General features: G+C 69.8%; 22 protein-coding genes. 13 read left to right on the top strand and 9 right to left on the bottom strand.

Annotation, left to right across the window (positions count from 1 at the left end; translation table 11 throughout):
• Nucleotides 1-110: 110 nt before the first annotated feature.
• The 3 genes from leuC (at nucleotide 111) to ON27_RS18980 (ending at nucleotide 2,997) form a co-directional block, all read left to right on the top strand.
• The gene (leuC, locus tag ON27_RS18990; protein ID WP_043729065.1) at nucleotides 111-1,532 is read left to right on the top strand and encodes a 3-isopropylmalate dehydratase large subunit; all 1,422 of its coding nucleotides are present in this window, start codon (nucleotides 111-113) and stop codon (nucleotides 1,530-1,532) included.
• A gap of 40 nt (nucleotides 1,533-1,572) precedes the next feature.
• Complete coding sequence (gene leuD / locus ON27_RS18985; RefSeq protein WP_043729061.1) at nucleotides 1,573-2,181, top strand: 3-isopropylmalate dehydratase small subunit; 609 nt, start codon at nucleotides 1,573-1,575, stop codon at nucleotides 2,179-2,181.
• Nucleotides 2,182-2,337: 156 nt separating this feature from the next.
• Nucleotides 2,338-2,997: an HU family DNA-binding protein gene (locus tag ON27_RS18980; protein WP_043729056.1), complete on the top strand. Its 660-nt coding sequence runs from the start codon at nucleotides 2,338-2,340 to the stop codon at nucleotides 2,995-2,997.
• Between the two features lie 203 nt (nucleotides 2,998-3,200).
• On the opposite strand, the gene ON27_RS18975 is transcribed toward ON27_RS18980, so the two are convergent.
• From ON27_RS18975 to cofC, 3 genes are all read right to left on the bottom strand, one after another.
• Nucleotides 3,201-4,166 (bottom strand): NUDIX hydrolase, encoded by a 966-nt coding sequence (locus ON27_RS18975; RefSeq protein WP_051046757.1) that lies wholly within the window; start codon nucleotides 4,164-4,166, stop codon nucleotides 3,201-3,203.
• On the bottom strand, nucleotides 4,163-6,334 hold the full coding sequence (locus ON27_RS18970; protein WP_043729053.1) for an RNA degradosome polyphosphate kinase: 2,172 nt from the start codon (nucleotides 6,332-6,334) through the stop codon (nucleotides 4,163-4,165). The genes ON27_RS18975 and ON27_RS18970 overlap by 4 nt, the downstream gene beginning before the upstream one ends.
• A gap of 71 nt (nucleotides 6,335-6,405) precedes the next feature.
• Complete coding sequence (gene cofC, locus ON27_RS18965) at nucleotides 6,406-7,089, bottom strand: 2-phospho-L-lactate guanylyltransferase (protein ID WP_043729048.1); 684 nt, start codon at nucleotides 7,087-7,089, stop codon at nucleotides 6,406-6,408.
• Nucleotides 7,090-7,120: 31 nt separating this feature from the next.
• Between cofC and ON27_RS18960 the strand changes: the two genes are divergently transcribed.
• Both ON27_RS18960 and ON27_RS18955 read left to right on the top strand, forming a co-directional pair.
• A complete protein-coding gene (locus tag ON27_RS18960; RefSeq protein ID WP_043729045.1) occupies nucleotides 7,121-8,116 on the top strand; it encodes an NAD(P)H-dependent glycerol-3-phosphate dehydrogenase in 996 nt (331 codons plus the stop codon).
• 87 nt (nucleotides 8,117-8,203) lie between these two features.
• On the top strand, nucleotides 8,204-9,307 hold the full coding sequence (locus ON27_RS18955) for a D-alanine--D-alanine ligase family protein (RefSeq protein WP_043729042.1): 1,104 nt from the start codon (nucleotides 8,204-8,206) through the stop codon (nucleotides 9,305-9,307).
• A 100-nt stretch (nucleotides 9,308-9,407) separates the two neighbouring features.
• On the opposite strand, the gene ON27_RS44815 is transcribed toward ON27_RS18955, so the two are convergent.
• A complete protein-coding gene (locus ON27_RS44815) occupies nucleotides 9,408-9,950 on the bottom strand; it encodes a DUF3515 domain-containing protein (protein WP_043729142.1) in 543 nt (180 codons plus the stop codon).
• 589 nt (nucleotides 9,951-10,539) lie between these two features.
• On the opposite strand from ON27_RS44815, the gene ON27_RS18945 reads away from it, so the two are divergent.
• The 4 genes from ON27_RS18945 to ON27_RS18930 are packed head-to-tail and all read left to right on the top strand — an operon-like array spanning nucleotide 10,540 to nucleotide 13,441.
• On the top strand, nucleotides 10,540-11,544 hold the full coding sequence (locus tag ON27_RS18945) for a thiamine-phosphate kinase (RefSeq protein ID WP_086007511.1): 1,005 nt from the start codon (nucleotides 10,540-10,542) through the stop codon (nucleotides 11,542-11,544).
• 11 nt (nucleotides 11,545-11,555) lie between these two features.
• A complete protein-coding gene (locus ON27_RS18940; RefSeq protein ID WP_043729038.1) occupies nucleotides 11,556-12,239 on the top strand; it encodes a uracil-DNA glycosylase in 684 nt (227 codons plus the stop codon).
• A 52-nt stretch (nucleotides 12,240-12,291) separates the two neighbouring features.
• Complete coding sequence (locus ON27_RS18935; protein ID WP_043729035.1) at nucleotides 12,292-12,519, top strand: hypothetical protein; 228 nt, start codon at nucleotides 12,292-12,294, stop codon at nucleotides 12,517-12,519.
• 58 nt (nucleotides 12,520-12,577) lie between these two features.
• Nucleotides 12,578-13,441, top strand: a complete 864-nt coding sequence (locus ON27_RS18930; protein ID WP_043729029.1) for an alpha/beta fold hydrolase — start codon at nucleotides 12,578-12,580, stop codon at nucleotides 13,439-13,441.
• Between the two features lie 7 nt (nucleotides 13,442-13,448).
• Here ON27_RS18930 and ON27_RS18925 read toward each other — a convergent pair whose 3' ends face one another.
• The 3 genes from ON27_RS18925 to rpmB form a co-directional block, all read right to left on the bottom strand.
• The gene (locus ON27_RS18925; protein ID WP_043729135.1) at nucleotides 13,449-14,237 is read right to left on the bottom strand and encodes an enoyl-CoA hydratase/isomerase family protein; all 789 of its coding nucleotides are present in this window, start codon (nucleotides 14,235-14,237) and stop codon (nucleotides 13,449-13,451) included.
• A gap of 182 nt (nucleotides 14,238-14,419) precedes the next feature.
• Complete coding sequence (locus ON27_RS18920) at nucleotides 14,420-14,956, bottom strand: GNAT family N-acetyltransferase (protein WP_051046756.1); 537 nt, start codon at nucleotides 14,954-14,956, stop codon at nucleotides 14,420-14,422.
• 91 nt (nucleotides 14,957-15,047) lie between these two features.
• Nucleotides 15,048-15,239 (bottom strand): 50S ribosomal protein L28, encoded by a 192-nt coding sequence (gene rpmB, locus ON27_RS18915; protein WP_011210730.1) that lies wholly within the window; start codon nucleotides 15,237-15,239, stop codon nucleotides 15,048-15,050.
• 304 nt (nucleotides 15,240-15,543) lie between these two features.
• Here rpmB and fakA point away from each other — a divergent pair, with 304 nt between their 5' ends.
• A complete protein-coding gene (gene fakA / locus ON27_RS18910; protein ID WP_043729128.1) occupies nucleotides 15,544-17,331 on the top strand; it encodes a DAK2 domain-containing protein in 1,788 nt (595 codons plus the stop codon).
• A 3-nt stretch (nucleotides 17,332-17,334) separates the two neighbouring features.
• A complete protein-coding gene (recG, locus tag ON27_RS18905; RefSeq protein ID WP_043729026.1) occupies nucleotides 17,335-19,617 on the top strand; it encodes an ATP-dependent DNA helicase RecG in 2,283 nt (760 codons plus the stop codon).
• A gap of 107 nt (nucleotides 19,618-19,724) precedes the next feature.
• Here recG and ON27_RS18900 read toward each other — a convergent pair whose 3' ends face one another.
• A complete protein-coding gene (locus ON27_RS18900; RefSeq protein WP_043729023.1) occupies nucleotides 19,725-21,188 on the bottom strand; it encodes a DHA2 family efflux MFS transporter permease subunit in 1,464 nt (487 codons plus the stop codon).
• Between the two features lie 161 nt (nucleotides 21,189-21,349).
• On the opposite strand from ON27_RS18900, the gene sigJ reads away from it, so the two are divergent.
• Entirely contained in the window at nucleotides 21,350-22,285 is a 936-nt protein-coding gene (gene sigJ / locus ON27_RS18895; RefSeq protein ID WP_043729019.1) for an RNA polymerase sigma factor SigJ, read from the top strand.
• Here the strand turns inward: sigJ and ON27_RS18890 are convergent.
• The gene (locus ON27_RS18890; RefSeq protein ID WP_043729016.1) at nucleotides 22,264-23,685 is read right to left on the bottom strand and encodes a short-chain fatty acyl-CoA regulator family protein; all 1,422 of its coding nucleotides are present in this window, start codon (nucleotides 23,683-23,685) and stop codon (nucleotides 22,264-22,266) included. The two genes, sigJ and ON27_RS18890, sit on opposite strands and share 22 nt — an antisense overlap.
• Before the next feature lie 146 nt (nucleotides 23,686-23,831).
• Here ON27_RS18890 and ON27_RS18885 point away from each other — a divergent pair, with 146 nt between their 5' ends.
• Nucleotides 23,832-25,355 (top strand): MmgE/PrpD family protein, encoded by a 1,524-nt coding sequence (locus tag ON27_RS18885; RefSeq protein ID WP_043729012.1) that lies wholly within the window; start codon nucleotides 23,832-23,834, stop codon nucleotides 25,353-25,355.
• The last annotated feature ends 18 nt before the right edge of the window (nucleotides 25,356-25,373 follow it).

Here is a 25,373-nt window from a genome sequence, read left to right as displayed (position 1 = left end):
ATCACCCTCTTCAGCGTTCCGACCAGGCGCAGTCATCACAACCTGTGCAACCGTCGCCGCGTCGGAGTCCAGATCGCGGAACGGCTGCTTCGTCCGAAAGGTGATCGAACATGGCCCAACCGCGCACGCTGGCCGAGAAGGTGTGGGACCAGCATGTCGTCGCTCGCGGGGAGGGCGAGGGTGCCTCGCGCGAACCGGACCTCATCTACATCGACCTGCATCTGGTGCACGAGGTGACCAGTCCGCAGGCCTTCGACGGGCTGCGTGCCGCGGGCAGGCCGGTGCGCAGGCCGGATCTCACGATCGCGACCGAGGACCACAACGTGCCGACGATCGACATCGACAAACCGATCGCCGACCCGGTCTCGCGCACCCAGGTGGAGACGCTGCGGCGCAACTGCGCGGAATTCGGTGTGCGGCTGCACCCGATGGGCGACCTGGATCAGGGCATCGTGCACGTGGTCGGGCCGCAGCTGGGCCTGACCCAGCCCGGGATGACGGTGGTCTGCGGCGACAGCCACACCTCGACGCACGGCGCGTTCGGCGCGCTGGCGATGGGCATCGGCACCTCCGAGGTCGAACATGTGCTTGCCACCCAGACGCTCTCGCTGCGCCCGTTCAAGACCATGGCGATCACCGTGGACGGCGTCCTGCCCGCGGGCGTGACGAGCAAGGACCTGATCCTGGCTGTCATCGCGAAGATCGGCACCGGCGGCGGCCAGGGCTACGTGCTGGAGTACCGCGGCGAGGCCATCCGGGCCATGTCGATGGAGGCCCGAATGACGATCTGCAACATGTCCATCGAGGCGGGCGCCCGGGCCGGCATGATCGCGCCGGACGAGACGACCTACGAATTCCTCGAAGGACGGCCGCACGCCCCGCAGGGAGCCGACTGGGACGCCGCGGTGGCCGCCTGGGAGGCGCTGAAGACCGACGAGGGCGCCGCTTTCGACGCCGAGGTGCACATCGACGCCACCCAGCTCACCCCGTTCGTCACCTGGGGCACCAACCCGGGCCAGGGCGCCCCGCTGGGCGAGGCCGTGCCCGACCCGGCCGCCATCGCCGACGAGGTGGCCCGCGAGTCCGCGGAGAAAGCTCTGCGTTACATGGACTTGGAGCCGGGTACTCCGCTTCGGGAAGTACCGATCGACACCGTATTCGTCGGTTCGTGCACCAACGGACGCATTGAGGATTTGCGTGCGGTGGCCGGGATTTTGAAGGGACGTCATGTCGCCGACGGCGTGCGAATGTTGGTTGTACCGGGGTCGATGCGGGTTCGCGCACAGGCGGAAAAAGAAGGACTGGGTGAGATTTTCACCGCGGCGGGCGCCGAATGGCGGCAGGCGGGCTGCTCAATGTGCCTGGGAATGAATCCGGACCAGCTCGATCCGGGCCAGCGTTGCGCGTCCACCTCGAACCGCAACTTCGAGGGCAGGCAGGGCAAAGGCGGCCGTACGCACCTGGTTTCTCCCCTTGTAGCGGCCGCGACGGCGGTCCGCGGAACACTGTCCTCGCCTGCGGATCTGGCCTGACGGCCCCCTGATTCCCGCAAACAAACCCAGGAGATTCGTAATGGAAGCCTTCACCGTGCACAAGGGCATCGGGGTGCCGCTGCGCCGCTCCAATGTCGACACCGATCAGATCATCCCGGCGGTCTACCTCAAGCGGGTGACCCGGACCGGATTCGAGGACGGGTTGTTCGCCGCATGGCGGGCGGATCCCGACTTCATTCTCAACGTGGCGCCGTACAACAGCGGTAGTGTGTTGGTGGCCGGCCCGGATTTCGGTACCGGATCGTCCCGTGAGCACGCTGTTTGGGCGCTGTCGGACTACGGCTTTCGGGTGGTCATCTCATCCCGGTTCGCCGACATCTTCCGCGGCAATGCGGGCAAGGGCGGTCTGGTGGCCGCTCAGATGTCACAGAACGATGTCGAAATGCTCTGGAAGTTGCTCGAGGAACAGCCCGGCTTGGAATTGGTTGTGGATCTCGAGGCGCGCACAGTGACGGCCGGAACCGTCGTGTTGCCGTTCGATATTGATGACTACACCAGGTGGCGTCTGCTGGAAGGATTGGATGACATCGGGCTGACCCTCCGCCAGGAGGACGCGATCTCCCGGTTCGAAAAGGCAAGGCCAACATGGAAACCCACCACCCTCCCGGCACATATTTCGCAGACGTAATCACCCTTGGCGGTTAGCTGAGTGACTGTAGTGGCGGTAGCTGGACGTGTGCTAAACCACATGAATTTTGGCGTGGCACATAGACTCTTGCCCAAAGTGGGTTTACCGTGGTACCTAGTCGGTCCGACGACGGGCCATTAGTCTGCGGAGGATTCAATGAACAAGGCGGAACTGATCGACGTTCTGACCGAAAAGTTGGGTACGGACAGGCGCACGGCCACCGCGGCAGTCGAGCATGTGGTCGACACCATCGTGCGCGCGGTGCACAAGGGTCAGAGCGTCACAATCACCGGATTCGGTGTGTTCGAACAGCGTAAGAGGGCGGCTCGCGTCGCTCGGAATCCGCGTACCGGCGAAACCGTGAAGGTCAAGCCCACTTCGGTGCCCGCGTTCCGCCCCGGCGCTCAGTTCAAGGCGGTGATCGCGGGTAAGCAGAAACTGGCCGCGACCGGCCCCGCCGTCAAGCGTGGGGTGAATGCGCCGGTGGCCGCGAAGAAGGCGGCGGCGAAGAAGACGGCGGCCAAGAAGACCGCCGCCAAGAAGTCGACGCCGACCAAGGCGCCCGCCAAGAGCACGGCCCGCAAGGCCGCCGCCAAGGCCCCGGCGAAGACCACCGCGCGCAAGACGACCGCCACCAAGACCGCTGCGAAGAAGGCGCCCGCGAAGAAGGCCGCGGTCGCGAAGAAGGCTCCGGCCAAGAAGACGGCCACCAAGGCCACGGCGGCCAAGTCCACCGCCGCCAAGAAGACCGCCGCCAAGAAGGCACCTGCGAAGAAGACCGCGGCCAAGAAGGCCCCGGCTCGTCGAGCCCGCTGATCTCGAGCCACCGCCGGATCGGCGCCGAATGCGCGGCCCCACGACTGGGCCCATTCGCTGAAACGTCGAGACGGCCCCGGGAGACACCCGGGGCCGTTTTCGCCTGCCCGCCTATCGTGACCGCACGGCCGCGGCTCGCCGCGGTCGATCGACGTGTGCGGCCGCCCGCCGACGCGCGGGGTGACGGCCCCGCTGCCCGAGTATCAGGACGGCGCGACGTAGGCTGACAGCGATCTATCCAGATGGTCGGCGGCCACCAAACGCTGGCCGGCGAACGACAGCACCCACACACTGCCCTTGCGATTGCGCGCCGACGGCAGCGCGAGGCCGTCGCGTTCGGCCAGCCCCTTCAGCAGATCCGGGATCACCTTGCCCTGACTGCAGACGACGCGAATGGCACTGTCGGACACCAGGGCTCGAAGACGTTCCCCGGCCTCGCCGGGGTGTTCGGCGTACCCGGACTCGGAAAACAAAGGCTCCATGCCGATTTCGACGCCGAGCTTGTCCGCGAGTGGCGCTACGGTCTGCACGCAGCGCAGCGGATCCGCCGAATAGACCTCGGATGCGCCGAACGCCAAGAGATTCGGCACCAGTGCCCGCGCCTGTACCTCGCCGTCGCGGTCGAGCGGACGCTGGTCGTCGTCGGGACCGTTGTAGCGGTCCCTGCGGCCGGCTTTGGCATGCCGCACGAGCAGCAGCGTGTCGGTGCGGGCTGGCAGCCGGGTGAAGGCGCGCACCACCTGACGATCCATCGGATACGACAGCTGGTCCATCACCCGGTCCAGGGGGTGCCAGGTGAGTAGGTCGACCTCGGAATTGGCGGTGAACTCCCCGCCCACCACCTCGGCGGCCCAGTAGTCGACCCGCTTCAGCTTGCGGTGTCCCGGAATCGGGTAGGTCACGTGACCCAGGTAGCGGCCCAGCCTGGACTCCAGCCCGGTCTCCTCGCGGACTTCGCGGACCGCGGCCAGGATCGGTGTCTCACCCGGGTCGAGCTTCCCCTTCGGCAATGACCAATCCGCGTACTTGGGCCGGTGGACGAGCGCTATCTCGATCGCGCCCCCGGCCGACGCGCGCCACAGCACTGCGCCCGCGGCGTGGATGTTTGCGGTGACGCGGGGATCCCAGAACGGGCCCCCCGCCTGTTCGAACCCCGTTGTGGCGTTCACTGCTGCTCGGGCCTCCGCAGCCGCATCAAATGCTCCTGGTGGTCTCTGATCTTGTCCCCGTCACCGGACGGACCCGGCGCTGCCTGCCAGGTCCCGTCCGGCTGCAGCACCCAGCACCGCGTGGTGGGCGAGAGCGCCGAGTCGAAGACCCCGCCGAGTCGCTCGGTCAACCGCGGATCCTTCACCTGCGCCATCACCTCGACCCGGCGATCCAGGTTGCGGTGCATCATGTCGGCGCTGCCGATCCAGTACTGGTCCTGCGCCTGGAAGTGCAGGATGCGGGAGTGCTCCAGGAACCGGCCGAGGATGGAGCGGACCTCGATGTTCTCGCTCATGCCCGGCACGCCGGGGCGCAGCCCGCAGATGCCGCGCACCACGATCTGCACCGGCACGCCCGCCTGCGAGGCCCGATACAGCGCGTCGATGATCTCCTCGTCGACGATCGCGTTGGCCTTGAGCCGGATTCGAGCGTCCTGCCCCTCGATCGCGAGCTCGGTCTCGCGCTGGATGCGTTCGATGATGCCCGAGCGCACGCCGTGCGGGGCGACCAGCAGATTCCGGTAGTTCTCTTTCCGCGAGTAACCGGTGAGCGAATTGAACAGGTCGGTCAGGTCGGCGCCGATTTCCGGTGCCGCGGTGAGCAAGCCGACGTCCTCGTAGAGGCGCGCGGTCTTGGGATTGTAGTTGCCGGTCCCGATATGGCAGTAGCGGCGGATGGTCGCGCCCTCGCGGCGCACCACCAGGCATGTCTTGCAGTGGGTCTTCAGGCCGATGAGGCCGTACACCACGTGCACGCCGGCCTGCTCCAGCGCGCGGGCCCACTTGATGTTGGCCTGCTCGTCGAAGCGCGCCTTGATCTCGACCAGGGCGACCACCTGCTTGCCCGCCTCGGCGGCGTCGATGAGCGCGTTGACGATCGGGGAGTCGCCGGAGGTGCGGTAGAGCGTCTGCTTGATGGCGAGCACCTGCGGATCGGCGGCGGCCTGTTCGATGAACCGCTGCACGCTGGTGGAGAACGAGTCGTAGGGGTGGTGCACCAGCACGTCGCCCTCGCGCAGCGCGGCGAAGACGTTGCGCGGCGTCTCCCGCTCGCCGAAAGCGGGCGGCGTCGCGGGAACGTACGGGGTGTCCTTCAGATTCGGCCGGTCCACGCCGTACACCTGCCAGAGGCAGGACAGGTCGAGCAGGCCGGGCACCTGGATCACGTCACCGGGATCGACGTCCAGCTCCCGCAGGAGCAGATCGAGCATGTGCTCGGTCATGTCGTCGGAGACCTCCAGTCGCACCGGTGAGCCGAACCGGCGCCGGGCCAGCTCGCGTTCCAGCGCCTGCAGCAGGTCCTCGTCGCGATCCTCGTCGACCTCGAAGTCCGCGTTGCGGGTGATCCGGAACGAGTGGTGTTCCACCACCTCCATGCCGGGGAACAGCAGATGCAGATGGGCGGCGATCAGCGCTTCCATCGGCAGGAAGGCGGCGATCGGAGAGACGGATTCGGTGCGGCGCACGCGGACGAACCGGTCGACGTTGTCGGGCACCTTGACGCGGGCGAAGTGCTCGCCGCCGGTGGAGGAGTCCTTCACCGTCACCGCGAGGTTGAGACTCAGGCCGCTGATATAGGGGAACGGGTGCGCCGGGTCCACCGCGAGCGGGGTGAGCACGGGGAACACCTGATCCTGGAAGTAGGCGGAGAGACGGCGGCGTTCGTCCTCGTCGAGGTCGCTCCAGTCGATGATCGCCACGCCCTCGGCGGTCAGCGCGGGCAGCACGCTGTCGAGGAAGACGCGGGCATGCCGTATCGCGATCTCCTGCGTGCGCACGGCGATCAGTTCCAGCTGTTCGCCGGGTGAGCGGCCGTCGGCCGAACGCACCAGCAGACCGGTCTCGGCGCGGCGTTTCAGTCCGGCCACCCGCACCATGTAGAACTCGTCGAGATTCGACGCGAAGATCGCCAGGAACTTCGCACGCTCCAGCAAGGGCAGCGAGGCGTCCTCGGCGAGGGCGAGCACACGGGCGTTGAAGTCCAGCCAGCTCAATTCGCGATTGAGGTAGCGATCACGTGGCAACCGTGGCGCCGACGAGTCGGCGGACAGGGGTGTCGCCGCCGGGGGTGGCGTGGGAAGCAACGGCTGCTGCTTGACGATTTCCGTATCGCTCACGCCACCGATCATCCCTTACCGGACACCCGGTGTGCATCCTGCGACCGTGATTGATGTGTGTCTCACGCCACCATGGCGACCTGCTAGCACACGTGTGGAACGGGTTCGTGAACGCCGCCCGGCCAGCCGATGTCGTGCAGGACAGCACGGGTGGCGTTCCCGGCTCCGAGCGCCACCGCGCGGTCCAGATCGTCGGCGGTGTCCACGTCCAGGCGCAGTCCCGGCCAGTCTCCGCCGAGATCGACCGCGCCCGCTTCCCTGTGGCTGCGCGCCGACCCGGGACCGAAGCGGGGGTCGAGCGCGGCTGCCGGGTCGCGCACCACGAGCGCGGCGGTGCCGCTGCCTTCGTGGTCGACCACGATCGAGCGCAGTCCGCGGGGAGCGGCGGCGAGCATGTCCGACAATTCCTCCGGACGCAGCGCGGGCAGATCGGCTTGCAGAGCGAGCAGGTCGATCGGGCCGTTCGCCCGGCGCAACGCGTCGGCGGTGGCGGCCAGGGCGACGTTCAGGCCGTCGGCGTGCGGCTGCCGCGGTTCCGGATGCACGTCGGCGCCGAGGGTGCGCGCCAGCTCGGCGACCGCCGGGTCGGGCGTGACGACGGTGACCGACACGACTTCGCCGACCGCCGCGGTGGCGGTGACGGTGTCGGCGAGCATCGCCAGCACCAGCCGGGCCCGGTGCTCCGGGCGCAGCCGGTCGGCCAGTCTGCTCTTGGCCCGATCGAGGCTCTTGACCGCGATCACGGCATGCACGGCGTGCGGGCGCATGCGAGCAATCCTTCCATGGCATATTGGGCTGATGACGAGGGCGGCAGTGCTGGGCGCGGGATCATGGGGCACCGCGTTCGCGAAGGTGTTGGCGGACGCGGGGACGGAGGTCACCATCTGGGCCCGGCGGCCCGAGGTCGCCGCGACGCTGGCCTCCGAACATCGCAATCCCGATTACCTGTCGGATATTCCGCTGCCGCCGATCGCCGCGACCCATGACCCCGCGGTGGCGCTGGAACGGGCCGACATCGTGGTGCTGGCGGTGCCGTCGCAGTCGCTGCGCGCGAACCTCGCGGAGTGGAAGGGATTGATCCCGGCCGATGCCACGCTGCTGAGCCTGGCCAAAGGGATCGAGACCGGCACGCTGCTGCGGATGAGCCAGGTCATCGGGGAGGTCGCCGGGGCCGACGAGAGCCGGATCGCGGTGCTGTCCGGGCCCAATCTGGCGCGCGAGATCGCGGTGGGCCAGCCCGCCGCGACCGTGGTCGCCTGCTCGGACGAGGCCCGCGCGGTCGCGGTGCAGCACGCCTGCGCGACCGGATATTTCCGGCCCTACACCAACACCGACGTGGTCGGCTGCGAGATCGGCGGCGCGTGCAAGAACGTCATCGCGCTCGCCTGCGGCATCGCGTCGGGAATGGGCTTGGGTGACAACTCGATCGCCAGCCTGATCACCCGCGGCCTGGCCGAGATCATCCGGCTCGGTGTGGCCCTGGGCGCGGAGCCGGTCACCCTGGCCGGACTGGCCGGCGTCGGGGATCTGGTCGCCACCTGCACCTCGCCGCTGTCGCGAAACCGGTCCTTCGGTCATGTGCTCGGTGCGGGCGGGTCCATGGAAGCCGCCCAGTCGGCCACTCATGGGCAGGTGGCCGAGGGTGTGAAGTCCTGCACATCGGTACGCGCGCTGGCCGAGCGGCACGGGGTGGAGATGCCGTTGACCACTTCGGTGCACCAGGTCTGCCACGAAGGGCTCTCCGTGCGCGAAGCCGTCGGCAACCTGCTCGGGCGGCGGATGAAGCCGGAGTGATCCGGCTCCGGCCGCCAGCGGCGCGGGCCGCACTGTCCGGGACGGTCAGCCGTGGGAGTGCGCACCGAAACGGGTACGGTTCGGAGCATGACGAACCGGATCAGGGTGGCTGTGGTGTTCGGCGGGCGCAGTAACGAGCACGCCGTGTCCTGCGTATCGGCCGGCAGCGTGCTGCGCCACCTGGATCCGGAGAAGTACGAGGTGGTGCCGATCGGCATCACCGCGGAGGGCCGCTGGGTGCTCGGCGGTTCGGATGTGGCCGAGCTCGGTATCCACGATCGCGCCCTGCCGTCGGTCGACGCCACCGGCACGGCGCTGACCCTGGCCGCGGACCCGAGCCGCTCGGGGGCGCTGATCGCGCTCGACGATCCGGGCGCCGCTCTCGGCTCGGTGGACGTGGTGTTCCCGATCCTGCACGGACCGTTCGGTGAGGACGGCACGTTGCAGGGGATGCTGGAGCTGGCCGGAATTCCGTATGTCGGACCCGGCGTGCTGGCCAGCGCGGCGGGCATGGACAAGGAATTCACCAAGAAACTGCTGGCTGCGGAGGGGCTGCCGATCGGTGTGCAGGTGGTGCTGCGGCCCGGCGCCGACACGGTCGCCGAACAGGACCGGCTGCGCTTGGGGCTACCGGTGTTCGTCAAGCCGGCCCGTGGCGGATCATCCATCGGCATCACCAAGGTGACCGACTGGGACGAGTTGGACGCGGCCATCGCCGTGGCGCGCGGGCACGACCCGAAGGTGATCGTGGAAGCGGGCATCGTCGGACGCGAAGTGGAGTGCGGAGTCCTGGAGTACCCGGACGGCCGGGTCGAGGCGAGCGTGGTGGCGGAGATCCGGATGCCGGAGACCGGCACCACCGCCGCAGGCCCCGAGTTCTACGACTTCGACACCAAATACCTCGATGACGTCTGCGAGTTCGACGTCCCAGCGAAGCTGGACGACGCGGTGTCCGACCAGATCCGGGAACTGGCCGTACGAGCGTTCGGAGCTCTCGACTGCCAGGGCCTGGCCAGGGTCGATTTCTTCGTCACCGAGCAGGGGCCGGTGATCAACGAGATCAACACCATGCCCGGTTTCACCGCGATCTCCATGTACCCGCGCATGTGGGAGGCCACCGGCGTCGATTACGCCGCGCTGGTCACCACCCTGATCGAAACCGCGCTCGCCCGCGGCACCGGATTGCGGTAGGACTCGAACGGCGCAACAGTTTCGTCAGTTGCTCCTCCGGGCCGACATCGCCGGTCACCTGAGACCTCGATGTGCTGTGCCGGACGGCCTGAGTTCCGCGTCAGTTCGGCAGCGGACCCGGGTCGATCGGCTGGGCCGGGAGGTGGGCGGTGATGGTGTCGGAAACCTCCTGCAGCGGCGTCGGACCGGAGCCGTCGGGGACGGTGAAAGCCACATAGGTCGCCCGGTCGACCGCGAACCAGGTGCTCACTTCGGCGGTTTGGTCGCGGACCTCGAACCACTGCACGCCGTTCACGACCTGCAACGGCGAAGCGCGATGGAATTCCAGTGGGCGATCCAGCCCGCAGCGCAGCACGATCGCGTCACCGCCCTCGGCGCGCTGCCACGCTCGGGTGGCGGGCGGAGCGGGCTCGACCAGCGTCGATTTGGTGAATTCACCGAGTTCCGCGGGCAGCGCGGGCAACAGGGCGGCGCAGGCCGGGCCGTCGGCCGCCGGGGCGGGGACCGGACCGAGCACCAGCGGTTCCCGTTCCACGGGAGCGCGACGCGCGAGCACGGCGGCCACGAGGACCGCGACGACGAGCACGACCGGAAGCGCCACGGCGGTCGCGATGATCGCGGGGGAGTACTGATGTGCGGGAATCGCTTCGGGCGGGTTGCCCGGCTCGTCGACCGAGTCCTCGGCGTCGCTCTCGTCGGCGGTCGGTTCCGTGGCGGTGCCCTGGTCGGCGGTCGGTTCTTCGGCCGTACTCTGGTCGGGGGTCAGTTCTCCGGCATTGCTCGGGTCGATAGTGGCGCCCCGTTCCTCGGCGTTGCTGTGGGGAGTCGCCGCGGCCGAGTCCTCGGCGTTGTTATCGGCGGCGGTCGGCTCTTCGGCGTTGCCGTCCGCGGCCGAGTCTCCGGAGGCGCTGCGCGATGCGGCGGCGCCGGAGGGAGCGGCGTCGGCGCTGCCCGCCGGTTGGTCCGTGCTCTCGGACTTGCGGGATTCGGTCGCGGTGTCCGGGGGTTCGCCCCGGTGCTCCGCCGATTCGCGGTCCGGCGAATCCGCCGCCATGCTCACCGATCCTTTCTCGTTCGCGCGTCGATGCCCCGGTCGGCGGCCGCGCGGCGGCGGCAACGGTGGACCGGCCCGGTGGCACTCGAGTGCCCTTGAAAGGGTACCGTCGGGCTCGTTCCAGCAAGCAGTGCGCCGGAAAGGATCGGTCATCAGCGGCGGTAGCGGTCCGAGGACAGTGCGTGAACTCGGGGAGTTCGCGCTGATCGACCGCATCAACGCGGGCCGGGTGCAGGCGCCGGGCGTGCTGCTCGGTCCCGGCGACGACGCGGCGCTGGTCGCGGCGCCGGACGGCCGGTTCGTGGTGACCACCGACATGCTCGTGCAGGATCGGCACTTCCGCCTGGACTGGTCCGCTCCCGAGGACGTCGGCCGCAAGGCGATCGCGCAGAACGCCGCCGACGTGGTCGCCATGGGCGCGACGCCGACCGCCTTCGTCGTCGCGCTCGGCTGCCCGGCCGACACCCCGCTCGAGGTGGTGGACGGACTCGCGGACGGCATGTGGGCCGAGGCCGCCAGGGCGGGCGCGTCCATCGCGGGAGGTGACCTGGTTCGCAGCCGCGAACTGGTCATCTCCGTCACCGCGTTCGGCGACCCGTGCGACGCGCCGATCACCAGGTCCGGAGCGCGCGCGGGCGACATCGTCGCGGTGGCGGGACGTCTCGGCTGGTCGGCGGCGGGCTTGGACGCCTTCACGGCCGGGGTGACCGGCCCCGAGGTCGCGGGAGCGCTTGCCGCGCATCGCGTTCCGCAACCGCCCTACGCGATGGTCCTGGATGTGCTGCGCGAAAGCCCGGCATCGGGCGGGCTCGGCGGCGCGCCCGATCGCGGGCTGCATTCGCTGACCGATGTGTCCGACGGCTTGCTCGCGGATCTCGGGCACATCGCCGCGGCCTCGGACGTCGGCATCGAGCTGGATTCGGCCGCGCTGCGCGACCCGGCGCTGGAACGAATCGCCGCCCGGCTGGATGCCGATGCGGCGCAATGGATCCTGACCGGTGGCGAGGACCACGCCTTCGCGGGCACGTGGGCCGCGGACCGCCCGCTCCCGCCCGGATGGGTCGCGATCGGGCGGGTTGTGGCCGGTCGCGGGCTCACGGTCGACGGCGTGGCCCCGACCGGTGGCGGCGGCTGGGAATCGTTCCGTGGGGCGGACTCGTCAGTTGACGGCCGACCACGCTAAGTTGTGCGGTCATGGGCGCGAAACCACTGTCGGAAATCATGGATCCGGGCTGGGCGAAGGCACTCGAGCCGGTTGCGGAACGGATCTCCGCCATGGGCGAATTCCTGCGCGCCGAGAACGCCGCGGGCCGCGGTTACCTACCGTCCGGTGAGAACGTCCTGCGCGCCTTCCAGCGTCCGTTCGACGCGGTGCGGGTGCTCGTCGTCGGCCAGGATCCCTACCCCACGCCCGGCCACCCGATGGGTCTGAGTTTCTCCGTGGCGCCGGACGTTTCGCCGATCCCGCGCAGCCTGGCCAATATCTTCGCCGAGTACAGCAAGGATCTCGGCCACCCCACGCCGTCCTGCGGCGATCTGAGCCCGTGGTCGGACCAAGGTGTGCTGATGCTGAACCGGGTCCTCACCGTGTCGCCCGGCAAGCCGGCCTCGCACCGCGGCAAGGGCTGGGAGGCGGTCACCGAGCAGGCGATCCGCGCCCTGGTCGCCAGGGACGAGCCCTTGGTGGCGATCCTGTGGGGCAAGGACGCCGCGACGCTGAAGCCGCTGCTGGCCGAATCCGAGATCCCGTATATCGAGTCCGCGCATCCGTCGCCGCTGTCGGCGTCGCGTGGGTTCTTCGGTTCCCGCCCCTTCTCGCGAGTGAACGAATTGCTCGACGAACTGGGCGCCGAACCGGTTGACTGGCGCCTGCCCTGAGTCGGGCGTCTGTGTGTGATCGACCTAGAGAAAACGAGTGAGGAGCTGTTCCATGCACAACACCACCCTCCGCGGCGCTACCGCGACCCTGGCCTTCTGTGCCGCACTCACCAGCGGCGCCGCTGTCGCCGGTGCGGCCCCGCTGCGGCTGGAGCCCGCCACGGAGAGCACGACGGCTCCGGTCGCCGAGGAATACACCTCCACCGGTTCCTCCACCATCTCCGCGTCGGTGAACGCGAAGATCGCCTGCCTGTTCTTCGTGGGCAATCTGGGCTGCTGAATCGCCGATTCGGCGGGTTCGCGCCGGCGCGAACCGGCGTTGTGCGATCCTACAGATCGTGAGTAATGCGAACAATCTTCTCGAACCGTCCCGGCTCCGGCTGCGCGGTTCGGGCGGAATCGAGCTGGCCGCCGATCAGTTCGGTCCGGTCGACGGCCCGCTCGTCGTCTTCCTGCACGGTGGCGGGCAGACCCGGCATTCCTGGAAGCAGACCGGCGCGCGGCTCGGCGCGTCGGGTATGCGGGTGGTTACCGTCGACGCCCGCGGTCACGGTGACAGCGCGTGGGCGCCGGATCGCGACTACCGGCGCCAGACCATGGTGGACGACCTGCTGCTGGTGCTGGAACAGCTGGGCGCGCCTGCGGTGGTCGTCGGGGCCAGCATGGGCGGGATCACCGGCTTGCTCGCCACCGCGCGGCCCGGCGGGGACGCGATCAGCGCCCTGGTGCTCGTCGACATCGTGACCAGGCCCGAGCCGGAAGGGGTGGCCCGGGTGATCGACTTCCTCGGCAGGCATCGCGACGGCTTCGACACCCTGGAACAGGCGGCCGACGCGGTCGCCGAGTATCTGCCGCACCGCCCGCGGCCGAAGAACACCGACGGCCTGCTGCGCAACCTGCGTGAGCGGGACGGTCGCTGGTACTGGCACTGGGATCCGGACATGCTCAGCGACCGGCCGGAAGACCCCTCGGCGATGATCGAGCCGATGGAGGACGCGGCGCGGGCGCTGCGCATCCCGGTGCTGCTGGTGCGCGGCATGCGCTCGGACGTGGTGAGCGCCGAGGGCGCCGAAGCGTTCCAGCGGCTGGTGCCGCACGCCCAGCTGGTGGAGATCGGCGGCGCCGCGCACACCGCCGCCGGTGACGACAACGACTCGTTCACCGACGCGGTGGCGAAATTCGTGCTCTCGACCCGGGAGTGACGTCCGGTCAGGCGAGCCCGGCGTAGTCGGGTTTGCGCTTCGCGACGAACGCGTCGACGCCCTCACGTCCGGCGGCCGAGCCGACGGCCGCGGCGATTCCCTCGCGCTCGCTGTCGAGCTGCTCGCTCAGCGTCGCGTTATCCGACTGCCGCAGCAATGCTTTGATGCTCGCATGGGTGGAACGCGGTCCGTTCGCGAGGGCGCGGGCCAGCTGTTGCGCCTGCTCGACGATCTCGTCGTCGGGGACCAGCCTGCTCAGCACGCCCGCGCGTACCGCCTCGTCGGCGTCGAGGATCGCGTCGGTGAGCAGGATCTCGCGGGCCCGCGCCCGCCCGACGACGCGCGGCAGCGTCCAGGACATGCCGCCGTCCGGGCTCAGACCGATGCCGGGGTAGGCCGGGCGCAGCTTGGTGCTCGCGCCGCCGAGGGCGATATCGGCCAGGCAGACCAGGCTCATCCCCGCCCCCGCCGCCCAACCCTGGACCGCGGCCACCACCGGCACCGAGACGGCGTCCAGGGCGCGGACGAACTCGTGCAGGTCGGTGGCCAGCGCGTGGATGTGCGCGGAGCGATCCCGCGCGGCGGCGAAGCCGCGCACGTCACCGCCCGCGCAGAAGTTGGCGCCGGTGCCACGCAGCAGCACCGCGCCCACCTCGGAGCCGAGCGAGCGCAGCGCGGCGGTGCCGGCGTTGATACCCGCGAAGTCCATGGACGTGCCGTTGGCGGACGTGGCGATGGTGATCTGGAGGACGCCGTCGACGGTCGTCACGTACCCGCCTTGCTCGGTGGAGGTCATGGTGTGCACCTTAACGGGCACAGCCGGACGGTCGGCTGGAGCGCGGTCGAAGCGCCGTCCCGGCCGTAGCCCGAGCCGGTCCTCCGATTATTCGTGTATGGCCGGAGCGCGGGTGGGGTCCCGCCGTTGGATGCGGCCGGACGTGCAGTTGGTCGTTCGCGGTGATCGGAGCGTTGGCGGAATTACGTCTGATTGATGTCTTCCGCGACGGAGTCCGCGCGCCTCGTCGGCGTGCGCACCATACGCACCTCCACCGCGGCGGTGAACGGTTCGATCTTGCGCGTGCCGTCGAGCACGAAACCATGCCTGCGGTAGAACGCCTGGGCGCGCCCGTTCTGCTCGAACACCCACAGCGAGCACGGAGCGGCCGGATCGAGGGCGGCGCGCATCAGGTCGTCGGCTACGCCGCTGCCGTGCCAGCGGGAGCGCACATAGAGGGCTTGCAGTTCGAGCGGTGTGACCGCGTCCGCGTCGCCGGGCGGGCCCGCGCTGGAAAAACCGATCACCACGTCGTCGACGATCGCGACGTGCGTGCGGCCCGGGTAGCGCACCCGATCGCGCTCCCACAGCTCGGCCCGCCGCCCGATGTCGAACGCGTCGAGCACGTGCGCGGGCACCAGTCCCCGATAGGCCTCGCGCCAGCAGGAGATGTGGCATTCGGCGAGGCGGTAGGTGTGTTCGGCGGCCAGTGGCTGGACTCGCCAGGGTCGCTCCGTCACCGCTGGCCCGCTCGCCGAGGCCCCGCAGTCATGACGACGCCCCGGACCACCCGAAACGGGTGCCGGGGCGTTCGGCGGTCAGCTGGGCGGATCAGCCGCGGACGACCTTGCCCGCCTTCAGGCAGGAGGTGCACACGTTCATGCGGCGGGTGTTGCCCGGGGCGACCTGCGCGCGAACGGTCTGGATGTTCGGGTTCCAACGACGGTTGGTGCGCCGGTGCGAGTGCGAGACCGACTTCCCGAAGCCGGGGCCCTTGGCGCAGACGTCGCAGACGGCAGCCATAGTCGCGAACTCCTTCATGTCAATGGTGGGGACCGCCGCTTTCGCGATGCGGCGCGCCCTCGTGCAATGTCGAGTGTGTGCCCTGCCGGCTGGGAAGCCGACCAGCGCTGACCGGTGACGGCCGCGCGAGGCAACCCTGCAAGGGTAGCTGTGCCGGTACCGATCCACCAAACCGGTCCCCTGGCAGGAGTGCCGGAGCGGTCGCCGGAGCACCTCCATTCTATGGCGCGGTCTTACCGGTCGTGTGTCGGGAGCGCCCGCTAACCTGGCGGGCGGTGGTGCGCAGGAGGCGGAAGGGAGCGCGGTGACGGCGTCGGGAGCGCGAGAGGTGCTGGACGGCACGGCTTTGCTGTGCTGGGGCCGCACCTGTCTCGCCGGCCTGGAACATCGGCGCGAGGAGATCAACGCACTCAATGTCTTCCCCGTCCCGGACGCGGACACCGGCACCAACCTGCTGGCCACCATGCGAGCCGCGGTCGAGGCGGGAGAAGCGGCCGCGGCGCGGGCGACCACCGGCGCGAGCGCGGCCCATGCCGTCGCCGTCGCGATGGCGCACGGCGCGACCACCGGCGCACGCGGCAACTCCGGGATCATCCTGTCCCAGGTGCTGCGGGGCGTCGCGGAGGCGGTGGACGGCGGTCCGTTCACGGCCGACAGCCTGCGCGTCGCGCTGGCCAGGGCCTCGGAGCTGGTGCGTGAGGCGCTGAGCGTGCCGATCGAAGGGACCATCCTCACCGTGCTGGACCGCGCCTCCGCGGCGGCGGCGGGATGCCCGGATCAGGCGCTGGCGGGCGTGGCGCTGGCCGCGGCCGACGGTGCGGCCGAGGCGCTCGGTGACACTCCGTTTCAACTGGGTGTGCTGCGGGAGGCCGGCGTCGTGGACGCAGGCGCCCGTGGGCTGGTCGTGCTGCTGGACAGCTTGGTCACGATGACGAGGGGCGAGGCACCCGCGCGGCCCGAATACCCACGGCCGCCCGCGGTGCGATCCGCGTCCGCGGGCGACGCCGAACCGCAGTACGAGGTGATGTATCTGCTGGCCGACTCGGACGAGTCGAGGGTGGCCGCGCTGCGGGCCCGGCTCGGCGAACTCGGCGACTCGGTGGTGGTCGTGGGTGACGGCGGCGGTTGCTGGTCGGCGCATGTGCACTGTGCCGACGCGGGCGCGGCCGTGGAGGTGGGCATCGCGGCGGGCACGCTCAGCCGGATCCGCGTCGAGAACGTCGCCTACGGGTCGCACCGAGACGTATGGTCCGGGCACCACCGCGATGGGGGAGCGGTCACCCGAAGCGACCCGAACTTCGCCGCCCGCGCCTGTGACGCGCGAACCTGGCCGACCCGAGCCGGAGACAGCGCGATTTCCGCCCCGGCCGCCGATTCGACCCAGGTGGTGGTCGGTGCGCTCGGTTCCGCCGCGGCGCGGCCCCCCGGCACTCCCGCCGATCGCGGCGTTCTCGCGGTGGTCGCAGGCGCGGGCGCGGCGGCTCTCTTCGAGGACGCGGGCGCCGTGGTGCTGGCGGGCGACGAGCCGGTCACCGCGACGACGCTGCTGGCCGCGATCCGCCGGATGCCGAACCGCGAAGTCCTCGTGCTGCCCAACGGAGCGCTGCCCGCGCACGAACTGGTCGCGGTCGGTGTCGCGGCGCGCGACGCCCACCGCGACGTGCTGCTGCTGCCGAGCGCGTCGATGGTGCAGGGCTTGGCCGCGCTGGCGGTGCACGACCGCGGCCGGATCGCGGTCGACGACGCTTTCGCCATGTCGGAGGCGGCGGCCACGACGCGCTGGGGAGCGCTGCGCGCGGCCACCGAACGCGCGCTCACCATGGTCGGCACCTGCGAGCCGGGCGACGGACTCGGGCTGGCCGGGCACGACGTCGTCGTGATCGAGCGCGACGTGCGCACGGCCGGACGGACGCTGCTGGACCGGCTGCTCGCCTTCGGCGGCGAGCTGGTCACCCTGTTGGTCGGAGCGGCCGCGCCGGAGGGGCTGGGCGACGAACTGGCCGCCCACATCGCGCTGCGGTTTCCCGGTGTCGAGGTGATCGTGTATTCCGGTGGGCAGCAGGGCGATTCGGTGCAGATCGGAGTGGAGTAGCGCATGGTGGCACTGGGCGACCGGCTCGACCACGTCCTCGGAGCGAAGGCGGCGGCCTCGCTGGCGGACGCGTTCGACATGCAGACCGTGGAGGACCTGCTGCGGCACTACCCGCTGCGCTACGCCACGCAGGGGCAGCCGCTCACCGAGGAGGCGCCCGAGGACGGTTCGCACATCACGGTCATCGGACGGATCACCAAGGCCGACCTGCGGCCGATGCGCAACCGCCGCGGGTCGCTGCTGAAGGTGGTGCTCGACACCGGGTCCGGGCGCGGTGTCGACGTCACCTTCTTCAACGGCGACAAGGTGAAGTACGTCGTCCGCGAAGGTCTGCGCGCGATGATGTCGGGCACGGTGAACTACTGGCGCCCCGGCCAGTGGAACCTCAGCCACCCCGGCTACCTGATCCTGCCGGAGACCGAGGGCGAGGACGACACGGTCGGCGCGCTGACGAAGGTGCGCGGCGGCGGCGACCTGCGCGGCTTGGCGCACAGCGCCAAAGGCGCGGGAGGAGTGGACACCTCGTTCATGGAGCGCGAGTTCATCCCGGTCTACCCGGCGACCGCCAAGGTGCAGAGCTGGGATGTGCTCGCGTGTGTGCGGCAGGTGCTCGACCAGCTCGATCCGCTCGATGACCCGCTGCCGGAGGACATGCGCGCCGAACGCGCGCTGCCGAACCTGTCCGACGCGCTGCGCCTGATCCACCTGCCCGAGCGCAAGTCCGACATCGATCAGGCCCGCGACCGGTTGCGTTTCGACGAGGCGCTGGCCCTGCAGTTGGTGCTGGCCGAGCGCAGGCACGAGGTGTCCGGGCGGCGCGCACGCGCCTGCGCGCCGCGCGCCGACGGCATCGCCGCCGCGTTCGACAAGCGCTTGCCCTTCGAGCTCACCGCGGGCCAGCGGCAGGTCGTCGCCGAGATCTCCGCCGATCTGGCCCGCGAGCAGCCGATGCATCGGTTGCTGCAAGGCGAGGTGGGTTCCGGCAAGACGATCGTCGCCTTGCACGCCATGTTGCAGGTGGTGGACGCGGGCCTGCAGTGCGCCCTGCTCGCCCCGACGGAGGTGCTCGCCGCGCAGCACTATCGTTCGCTTCGGGGCATGCTCGGTGAACTGGGTGCCGCGGGCGAGCTGGGCGCGGCCGACCACGCCACCCGCGTGACGTTGGTGACCGGCTCGATGTCGGCCGCGGCGAAGAAGGCCGCGCTGCTGGAGGCGGTGACCGGCGAGGCGGGCATCGTGATCGGCACGCACGCGCTGATCCAGGACAACGTCGAGTTCTTCGATCTCGGCATGGTGGTGGTGGACGAGCAGCATCGCTTCGGCGTGGAGCAACGGGACGCCCTGCGCGCCAAGGCGAAAGCGGGCGCCAGCCCGCATCTGCTGGTGATGACCGCGACGCCGATCCCGCGCACCATCGCGATGACCACCCTCGGCGACCTGGAGACCTCCACGCTGACCGAACTGCCGAGAGGCCGCTCGCCGATCGTCTCCAAGGTGGTGCCGCGCAGGCAGCATCCGAACTGGGTGGATCGGGCCTGGGAGCGCATCGTGGAGGAGGTCGCCGCCGGACGCCAGGCGTACGTGGTGTGTTCGCGCATCGGCGACGACGAGGAAGCGACGGGCAAGTCCCGCAACGGGCGCTCGAAATCCGCTGACGCGGAGAAAGACGGCCCGACCACCCAGGCCGTGCTGGACGTGTTCGAGATGCTGCGCGGCGGGCCGCTGTCGGGCGTGCGGGTCGGCCTGCTGCACGGCAGACTGCCCGCCGACGAGAAAGACCAGGTGATGCGCGCGTTCAACGACGGATCGGTGGACGTGCTGGTGTGCACCACGGTGGTCGAGGTCGGGGTGGACGTGCCCAACGCGACGGTGATGGTGATCGTCGACGCGGACCGGTTCGGCGTCAGCCAATTGCATCAGCTGCGCGGCCGGATCGGCCGGGGGCAGCACCCAGGTCTGTGCCTGCTGGTCACCGACGCCGCGCCGGGCGGGTCGGCCATGGCGCGGCTGGACGCGGTCGCGGCGACCAACGACGGCTTCGAACTCGCGGTGCTCGACCTGCGCACCCGCCGCGAGGGCGACGTGCTGGGGGCCGCCCAGTCCGGCACGGCCCGTTCGCTGCGGCTGCTGTCACTGCTGGACGACCTCGAGGTCATCACCGCCGCCCAGGATTTCGCGCGGGCCGTGGTGGCCGCCGACCCGGGACTGCGCGATCATCCCGGTTTGGCCGGGATGATGCACGCCGCCGTGGACTCCGAGCGACTGGAGTATCTGGCCAAGTCCTGATGCATCGCCGAGTCGCGGGTGCCACCGGCAGATAGCCGGCCTCGAACCGTGTAAATGACGTGGTCGCCAACACCGACGTGGCCGGAGCTGTCGGATTTCCGGCCGGCTCAGACCGTCGCGGTTTCGGTGGCCGATGCGCCGGCCCCGGCGTCTCCCCGCGCGTTGACGGTCCACAACCCCACGATCGCGGCGACCACCCCGATGACGCCACCGACGAAAAGTGCCCGCCCGAATCCCGCGTTCATCGCCTCGATCGGCGCGTGACCGGCCGCCAGAAGCGCGTTGGTGTGCGAGGTCGCCACGGCGGTGAGCACCGCCAGTCCCAGCGCCCCGCCCAGTTGCTGGCCGGTGTTGAGCAGCGCGGCGGCCAGACCGGCCTGCTCGGCGGGCACGCCCGCGTTCGCCGCGGTGGTGTTCGCGACGAAGACCGCGCCCGCCCCCACCGACATCACCAGCATCCCCGGCAGCAGGTCGGTGAGGTAGGAGCCGTCGACCGACATGCGCGACAGCAGCAGCACGCCCAGCCCGCACAGCAGCGACCCGAGCACGGTGAAGATCCGGGTTCCGGTCTTGGCGAAGTACTTCGTCGCCAATCCGGCGGCGACGCCGATCGTGCAGCTCACCGGCAGATAGGCGACACCCGCCTCGAATTCCCCGTAACCGAGCACGGTCTGCATGTACAGGGTGACGAAGAAGAACATCGAGAGCATGCCCGCGGCGATCACCAAGTGCGTCAGGTTGGCCGCGGCCAATCCGCGAATGCCGAAGATCGACAGCGGGACCAGCGGGTCGGCGGCGGTGCGCTCGTTGACGACGAACGCGACGAGCAGTGCGACCGCGATGCCCAGCACACCGATCGTGCGCGCGTCGTCCCAACCGTATTCCGGGGCTTTCACCAAGCCGTAGACGAGTGTCATCAGGCCCGCGGTCGCCAAGCACGTCCCCGGGACGTCGAATCCGCGCCGGAGGTCATTGCGCTGGTCGTTCGGGATCAGCAACGGGATCGTCACCAGGACGAGCACGCAGACCGGCGTGTTCACGTAGAAGACCCAGCGCCACCCCGGTCCTTCGGTGATCACCCCGCCCAGGAACACCCCGGCCGCCGAGGCCAGACCGGCCGCGCCGCCCCAGATCCCGACCGCGGTGTGACGATCGGAGCCTTCCCGGAAACTGGTGGTGAGAATCGACAGGGCGGCGGGCAGCATCAACGCCGCGCCGATGCCCTGGGCGAAGCGGGCCCCGATCAGCAGCCCACTGCTGTCGGCGAGTCCGCCGAGCGCGGAGGCCAAGCCGATGACCACGGTGCCCGCCGTCAGGACCCGGCGCCGTCCGAGCAGATCGGCCAGTCTGCCGCCGAGCAGTAGCAACCCGCCGTAGGTCAGCAGGTAAGCGCTGGTCACCCATTGCAGTGTCGGCACCGACATGCCCAGCTCGCGTTGGATGGTCGGCAATGCGACGTTGACGATGGACCCGTCGACGAAGTCCAGGAAGGCGACCGTGCACAGCAGCGCCAGCGTGAGTTTGCCGCGGCGGGTGGCCAGGAACGATGGTGTTTCGGTTGGTGCGCGCACTCCGATGTCCTCTCTCCAGGCGGACGTTGTCGTCCGTTGCGAACCGAGAGTCCGCGGCGGCGTGCGAGTGTGACAGGGCGAGAGACGGATCACAGTTCGGGCAATGGCATCACGAAATCCGCGGCTGTCTCGCTCCTATCTGTGAGAGCGAAGGAGAACCCATGACGGAGACCGCGGACGAGGCCGCCACAGGGGTGTTCGCCGATCACCGGGAGCTGCTGTTCTCGCTGGTCTACCCGATGCTCGGGAGCGTCGCCGACACCGAGGACGTGCTGCAGGAGACCTGGCTGTCCTGGGTCGCGCGCGTGCGCGACGGCGGCGCCGAGATCCGGCATCCCAGGGCGTATCTGGTGCGCATCGCGGTCAACCAGGCGCTCGCCCGGCGGGCGGCGATCGACCGGAGGCGGGAGACCTACGTCGGCCCGTGGCTACCCGAGCCGCTGGTCGCCGACACGGCGAGCGACTATCTCGGCGAGGACGCCGCGCAGGGCGCGCTGCGCGCGGAGTCGGTGTCCATGGCGGTGCTCGTGGTGCTGGAGACGCTCACTCCGCTGGAGCGGGCGGTGTTCGTGCTGCACGAGGTGTTCGGTTATCCGCACACCGACATCGCCGAAATGCTCGGTCGCGCGCCCGCGTCGATTCGTCAGCTCGCGCATCGCGCCCGGGAGCACGTGCACGCCCGGCGGCCGCGCCGCCGCGCCGACCCGCGCACCCAGCGGCGGGTGACCGAGAAATTCCTCGCCGCCCAAGTGGACGGCGACCTGGCCGGACTGCTGGAACTGCTCGCCCCGGACGTGGCGTTCTGGTCCGACGGTGGCGGCAAGCGCCACGCCGCGCTGCGGCCGGTCCACGGCCGGGACAAGGTCGCTCGCCTGATCGCCAGTCCGAAAGTGCGCGGCTATGTGCCCGATCTCGGCATCGGACACCGTGTGGTGAACGGTGACCAGGCCGTGCTGATCTTCGCGGCGGGCGCGCTGTTCGCGGTGGTCGTGCTCGAAGTCGACGCTGCCACCGAGCTGATCGGGGCGATCTACGCCGTGGCGAATCCGGACAAGCTCGCCGGGATCGGAACCGCTCAGCGCCCGACGCGCGGGTAGGGCAGGTCGGTGCTGGTGTATTCGGTGACCGCCAACGGGCTGCCGATGTGCGGGAAGGCGCGTTGCGGGCACGCGGGACGTTCGCATACCTTGCAGCCCGCGCCGATGGGGACCGGGGTGCCCGGATCGTCCAGCTGTAACCCGGCCGAGTACACCAAGCGGTCGGCGTACTCGATGTCGCAGCCGAGACCGATCGCGAAGTTCTTCGCCGCGGTGCCGAAACCGTGCGGTGCGATCGCGGCGGTGCGGGCGACCCACAGATAGCGGCGGCCGTCGGGCATCTCGGCGATCTGGGTGAGGATGCGGCCGGGATGCGCGAAGGCCTCGTGCACCACCCACAGCGGGCAACTGCCGCCGACCCGGGAGAAATGGAACGCGGTGGCGGACTGGCGTTTGGAGATGTTGCCCGCGCGGTCGGTGCGCACGAAGAAGAAGGGAACGCCGCGTTGTCCCTGCCGCTGCAAGGTGCTGAGCCGATGACAGATGGTTTCGAAACCGACCTCGAAACGCAGGCCGAGCAGATCGATGTCGTAGTGCAGTTCCTCGGCCGAGCGCAGGAATCGCCCGTACGGCAGCACCAGCGCGCCCGCGAAATAGTTGGCCAGCCCGATCCGCGCCAGCGTGCGGGATTCGCCGGTCAGCGACGGGGTTTCGGCCAAGACGCCGTCCAGCTCCGCCCCGTACAGCAGGAAGCCGAGCGTGGTGGCGATCTGGAAGGCGCGCTGGCCGGGGCGCAACCGCCGGGCGAGGGTGAGCGTCCTGGTCTCCGGGTCGTAGTGCCGTTTGGGAACGGTCGGGTCTGCCCCGTCGCCGCGCACCAGAACGGTCACGCCGGCGCGTTCCTCGGCGATCCGGGCGAGCTGGCGATCGAGGGAGCCGATGGTGAGCCCTGAATTCTCGAACAGCTGCTCGGCGGCGATGTCCAGCTGTGGAATGTGATTGTGGTGGTCGTAGAAGAAGTCCCGGACGTCCTCGTAGGGCATCGGCACCCCGGGCGCGCCCGCGGGCGCGGAGACCCGTGCGGAGAGCAGGTCGAGCTGATCGGTGGCGGCGCGTAGTCGGCGATGCATCGCGACCACGATCCTGGCGACCTCCGGCTGACGGGTCGCCAGCTCCTCGACTTCGGTCAGCGGCGCGGTGTGCCCGCCCGCCGCGTCCACCAGCACTTCGTGCAGGTCGGACACGAGACGCGCGTCCGAATCGGCGGCGAAGAACTGGACGTCCAGGTCGAAGGTGGAATTCAGTTTCAGCAGTACGGGAATGGTGAGGGGGCGCTGGTCGCGCTCGAGCTGGTTGAGATAGCTCGGCGACAGGTCCAGCGATTTCGCCAGAGCCGCCTGAGTCATCCTCCGCTCTTCGCGCAATCGCCGAAGCCGGGCGCCCGCATACATCTTGCGCACGTGCACGATGGTAGCTGCGCTTATTCGCAATCATCGCAAAAACACGCGTTCTTATCCACGAAAATATGCTTTTGCGAGGTATTAAGTGTCCTGTCCGATCTGCGTAGCGTGCGAAGAGAAATACGTCGCCGTGTCCTGGAGGATGCATGAAAACGCACATCGTACGGGCCCGTTCCGCCGCCGAGGAGTTCCCGCGCTCGGAGCATCTCGCCGCCAAGATCGCCGAAGTGGCGGTCGACCAGGTCGAAGTCACCGCCGAAGTCGGCGCGATGATCGTCAACCGGATCATCGACAACGCCGCGGTAGCCGCCGCTTCGCTGACGCGCCGCCCCGTGACCGCGGCGCGCGCCCAGGCCACCGCGCAGCCCTACCGGCCGCGCACGGGCAGGCGCGGGGCCACGGTCTTCGGCCTGCCGGCCGGGCAGCGGGTTTCGCCGGAGTGGGCGGCTTGGGCCAATGGCGTCGCGGTGCGGGAGCTGGACTTCCACGACACGTTCCTCGCCGCGGAGTACTCGCATCCGGGTGACAACATTCCGCCGATCCTCGCCGTCGCCCAGCATTTCGGTCGCAGCGGCGCCGAGTTGATCCGCGGGCTGGCCACCGGCTACGAGATCCAGATCGACCTCGCGCGCGGAATCTGCCTGCACGAACACAAGATCGACCACGTCGCCCACCTCGGCCCCTCCGCGGCGGCGGGCATCGGCACGCTGCTCGGGCTCGACACCGAGACCATCTACCAGGCGCTCGGCCAAGCGCTGCACACCACAACGGCGACGCGGCAGTCCCGCAAGGGAGAGATCTCCAGCTGGAAGGCATACGCCCCCGCCTTCGCGGGCAAGATGGCGGTCGAGGCGGTGGATCGCGCCCTGCGCGGCGAGGGTGCGCCCGCGCCGATCTGGGAGGGCGCCGACGGCGTGATCGCCCGGTTGCTCGGCGGGCCGGACGCCGAATACCTGGTGCCGCTGCCCGGCCCCGGCGAGGCCAAGCGCGCGATCCTGGACAGCTACACCAAGCAGCACTCGGCCGAATACCAGAGTCAGGCGCCGATCGATCTCGCGTGCCGGATGCGAACGCGGATCGGTGATCCGGCGCTGATCGCCTCGATCGTGCTGCACACCAGCCATCACACGCACGTGGTGATCGGCACCGGTTCCGGTGATCCACAGAAGTTCGATCCGCACGCCAGCCGCGAGACCCTCGATCACTCGGTGCCCTACATCTTCGCGGTGGCCTTGCAGGACGGGACCTGGCACCACGAGCGGTCCTACGCGCCGCAGCGGGCGCTGCGGCCGGACACCGTCGCACTGTGGCGCAAGATCAGCACGGCCGAGGACCCGGAGTGGACCCGGCGCTACCACGCCACCGACCCCCGCGAGAAGGCCTTCGGCGCGCGCGCCGTCGTCACGCTGGTGAGCGGGGAGACGATCGTCGACGAATTGGCCGTCGCCGACGCGCATCCGCTGGGAGCGCGTCCGTTCGGGCGGGCGCAGTACATCGCCAAGTTCCGGACGCTGACCGAGGGGGTGCTGGACGAGGCCGAGCAGGAGCGCTTTCTCGACGCGGCCCAGCGGACGCCGGAGCTGGCCGCCGGTGAGCTGGACCAACTGACGCTCACCGTGTCCGGCGAGGTGCTGTCCCGGGCGCCGCGGATCGCCGAAGGGATCTTCTGATGCGAGCGTCGGTTCTCG

Origin of the sequence: Nocardia asiatica NBRC 100129 (assembly GCF_000308415.1) — a bacterium.
GTDB lineage: Bacteria > Actinomycetota > Actinomycetes > Mycobacteriales > Mycobacteriaceae > Nocardia > Nocardia asiatica.
Note: the sequence above shows the minus strand (reverse complement) of the source record. Positions and strands in the feature narration are given on the sequence as shown.

Bases quoted from the DNA above. Each gene is read 5' to 3' on its own strand.
- ON27_RS18925 (WP_043729135.1), bottom strand. From the start codon at position 14,237: ATGACCTCCACCGAGCAAGGCGGGTACGTGACGACCGTCGACGGCGTC.
- ON27_RS18980 (WP_043729056.1), top strand. From the start codon at position 2,338: ATGAACAAGGCGGAACTGATCGACGTTCTGACCGAAAAGTTGGGTACG.
- ON27_RS18935 (WP_043729035.1), top strand. From the start codon at position 12,292: ATGCACAACACCACCCTCCGCGGCGCTACCGCGACCCTGGCCTTCTGT.
- leuD (WP_043729061.1), top strand. From the start codon at position 1,573: ATGGAAGCCTTCACCGTGCACAAGGGCATCGGGGTGCCGCTGCGCCGC.
- ON27_RS18940 (WP_043729038.1), top strand. From the start codon at position 11,556: ATGGGCGCGAAACCACTGTCGGAAATCATGGATCCGGGCTGGGCGAAG.
- ON27_RS18960 (WP_043729045.1), top strand. From the start codon at position 7,121: ATGACGAGGGCGGCAGTGCTGGGCGCGGGATCATGGGGCACCGCGTTC.
- rpmB (WP_011210730.1), bottom strand. From the start codon at position 15,239: ATGGCTGCCGTCTGCGACGTCTGCGCCAAGGGCCCCGGCTTCGGGAAG.
- sigJ (WP_043729019.1), top strand. From the start codon at position 21,350: ATGACGGAGACCGCGGACGAGGCCGCCACAGGGGTGTTCGCCGATCAC.
- ON27_RS18885 (WP_043729012.1), top strand. From the start codon at position 23,832: ATGAAAACGCACATCGTACGGGCCCGTTCCGCCGCCGAGGAGTTCCCG.
- ON27_RS18955 (WP_043729042.1), top strand. From the start codon at position 8,204: ATGACGAACCGGATCAGGGTGGCTGTGGTGTTCGGCGGGCGCAGTAAC.
- cofC (WP_043729048.1), bottom strand. From the start codon at position 7,089: ATGCGCCCGCACGCCGTGCATGCCGTGATCGCGGTCAAGAGCCTCGAT.
- leuC (WP_043729065.1), top strand. From the start codon at position 111: ATGGCCCAACCGCGCACGCTGGCCGAGAAGGTGTGGGACCAGCATGTC.
- recG (WP_043729026.1), top strand. From the start codon at position 17,335: ATGGTGGCACTGGGCGACCGGCTCGACCACGTCCTCGGAGCGAAGGCG.
- ON27_RS18970 (WP_043729053.1), bottom strand. From the start codon at position 6,334: ATGATCGGTGGCGTGAGCGATACGGAAATCGTCAAGCAGCAGCCGTTG.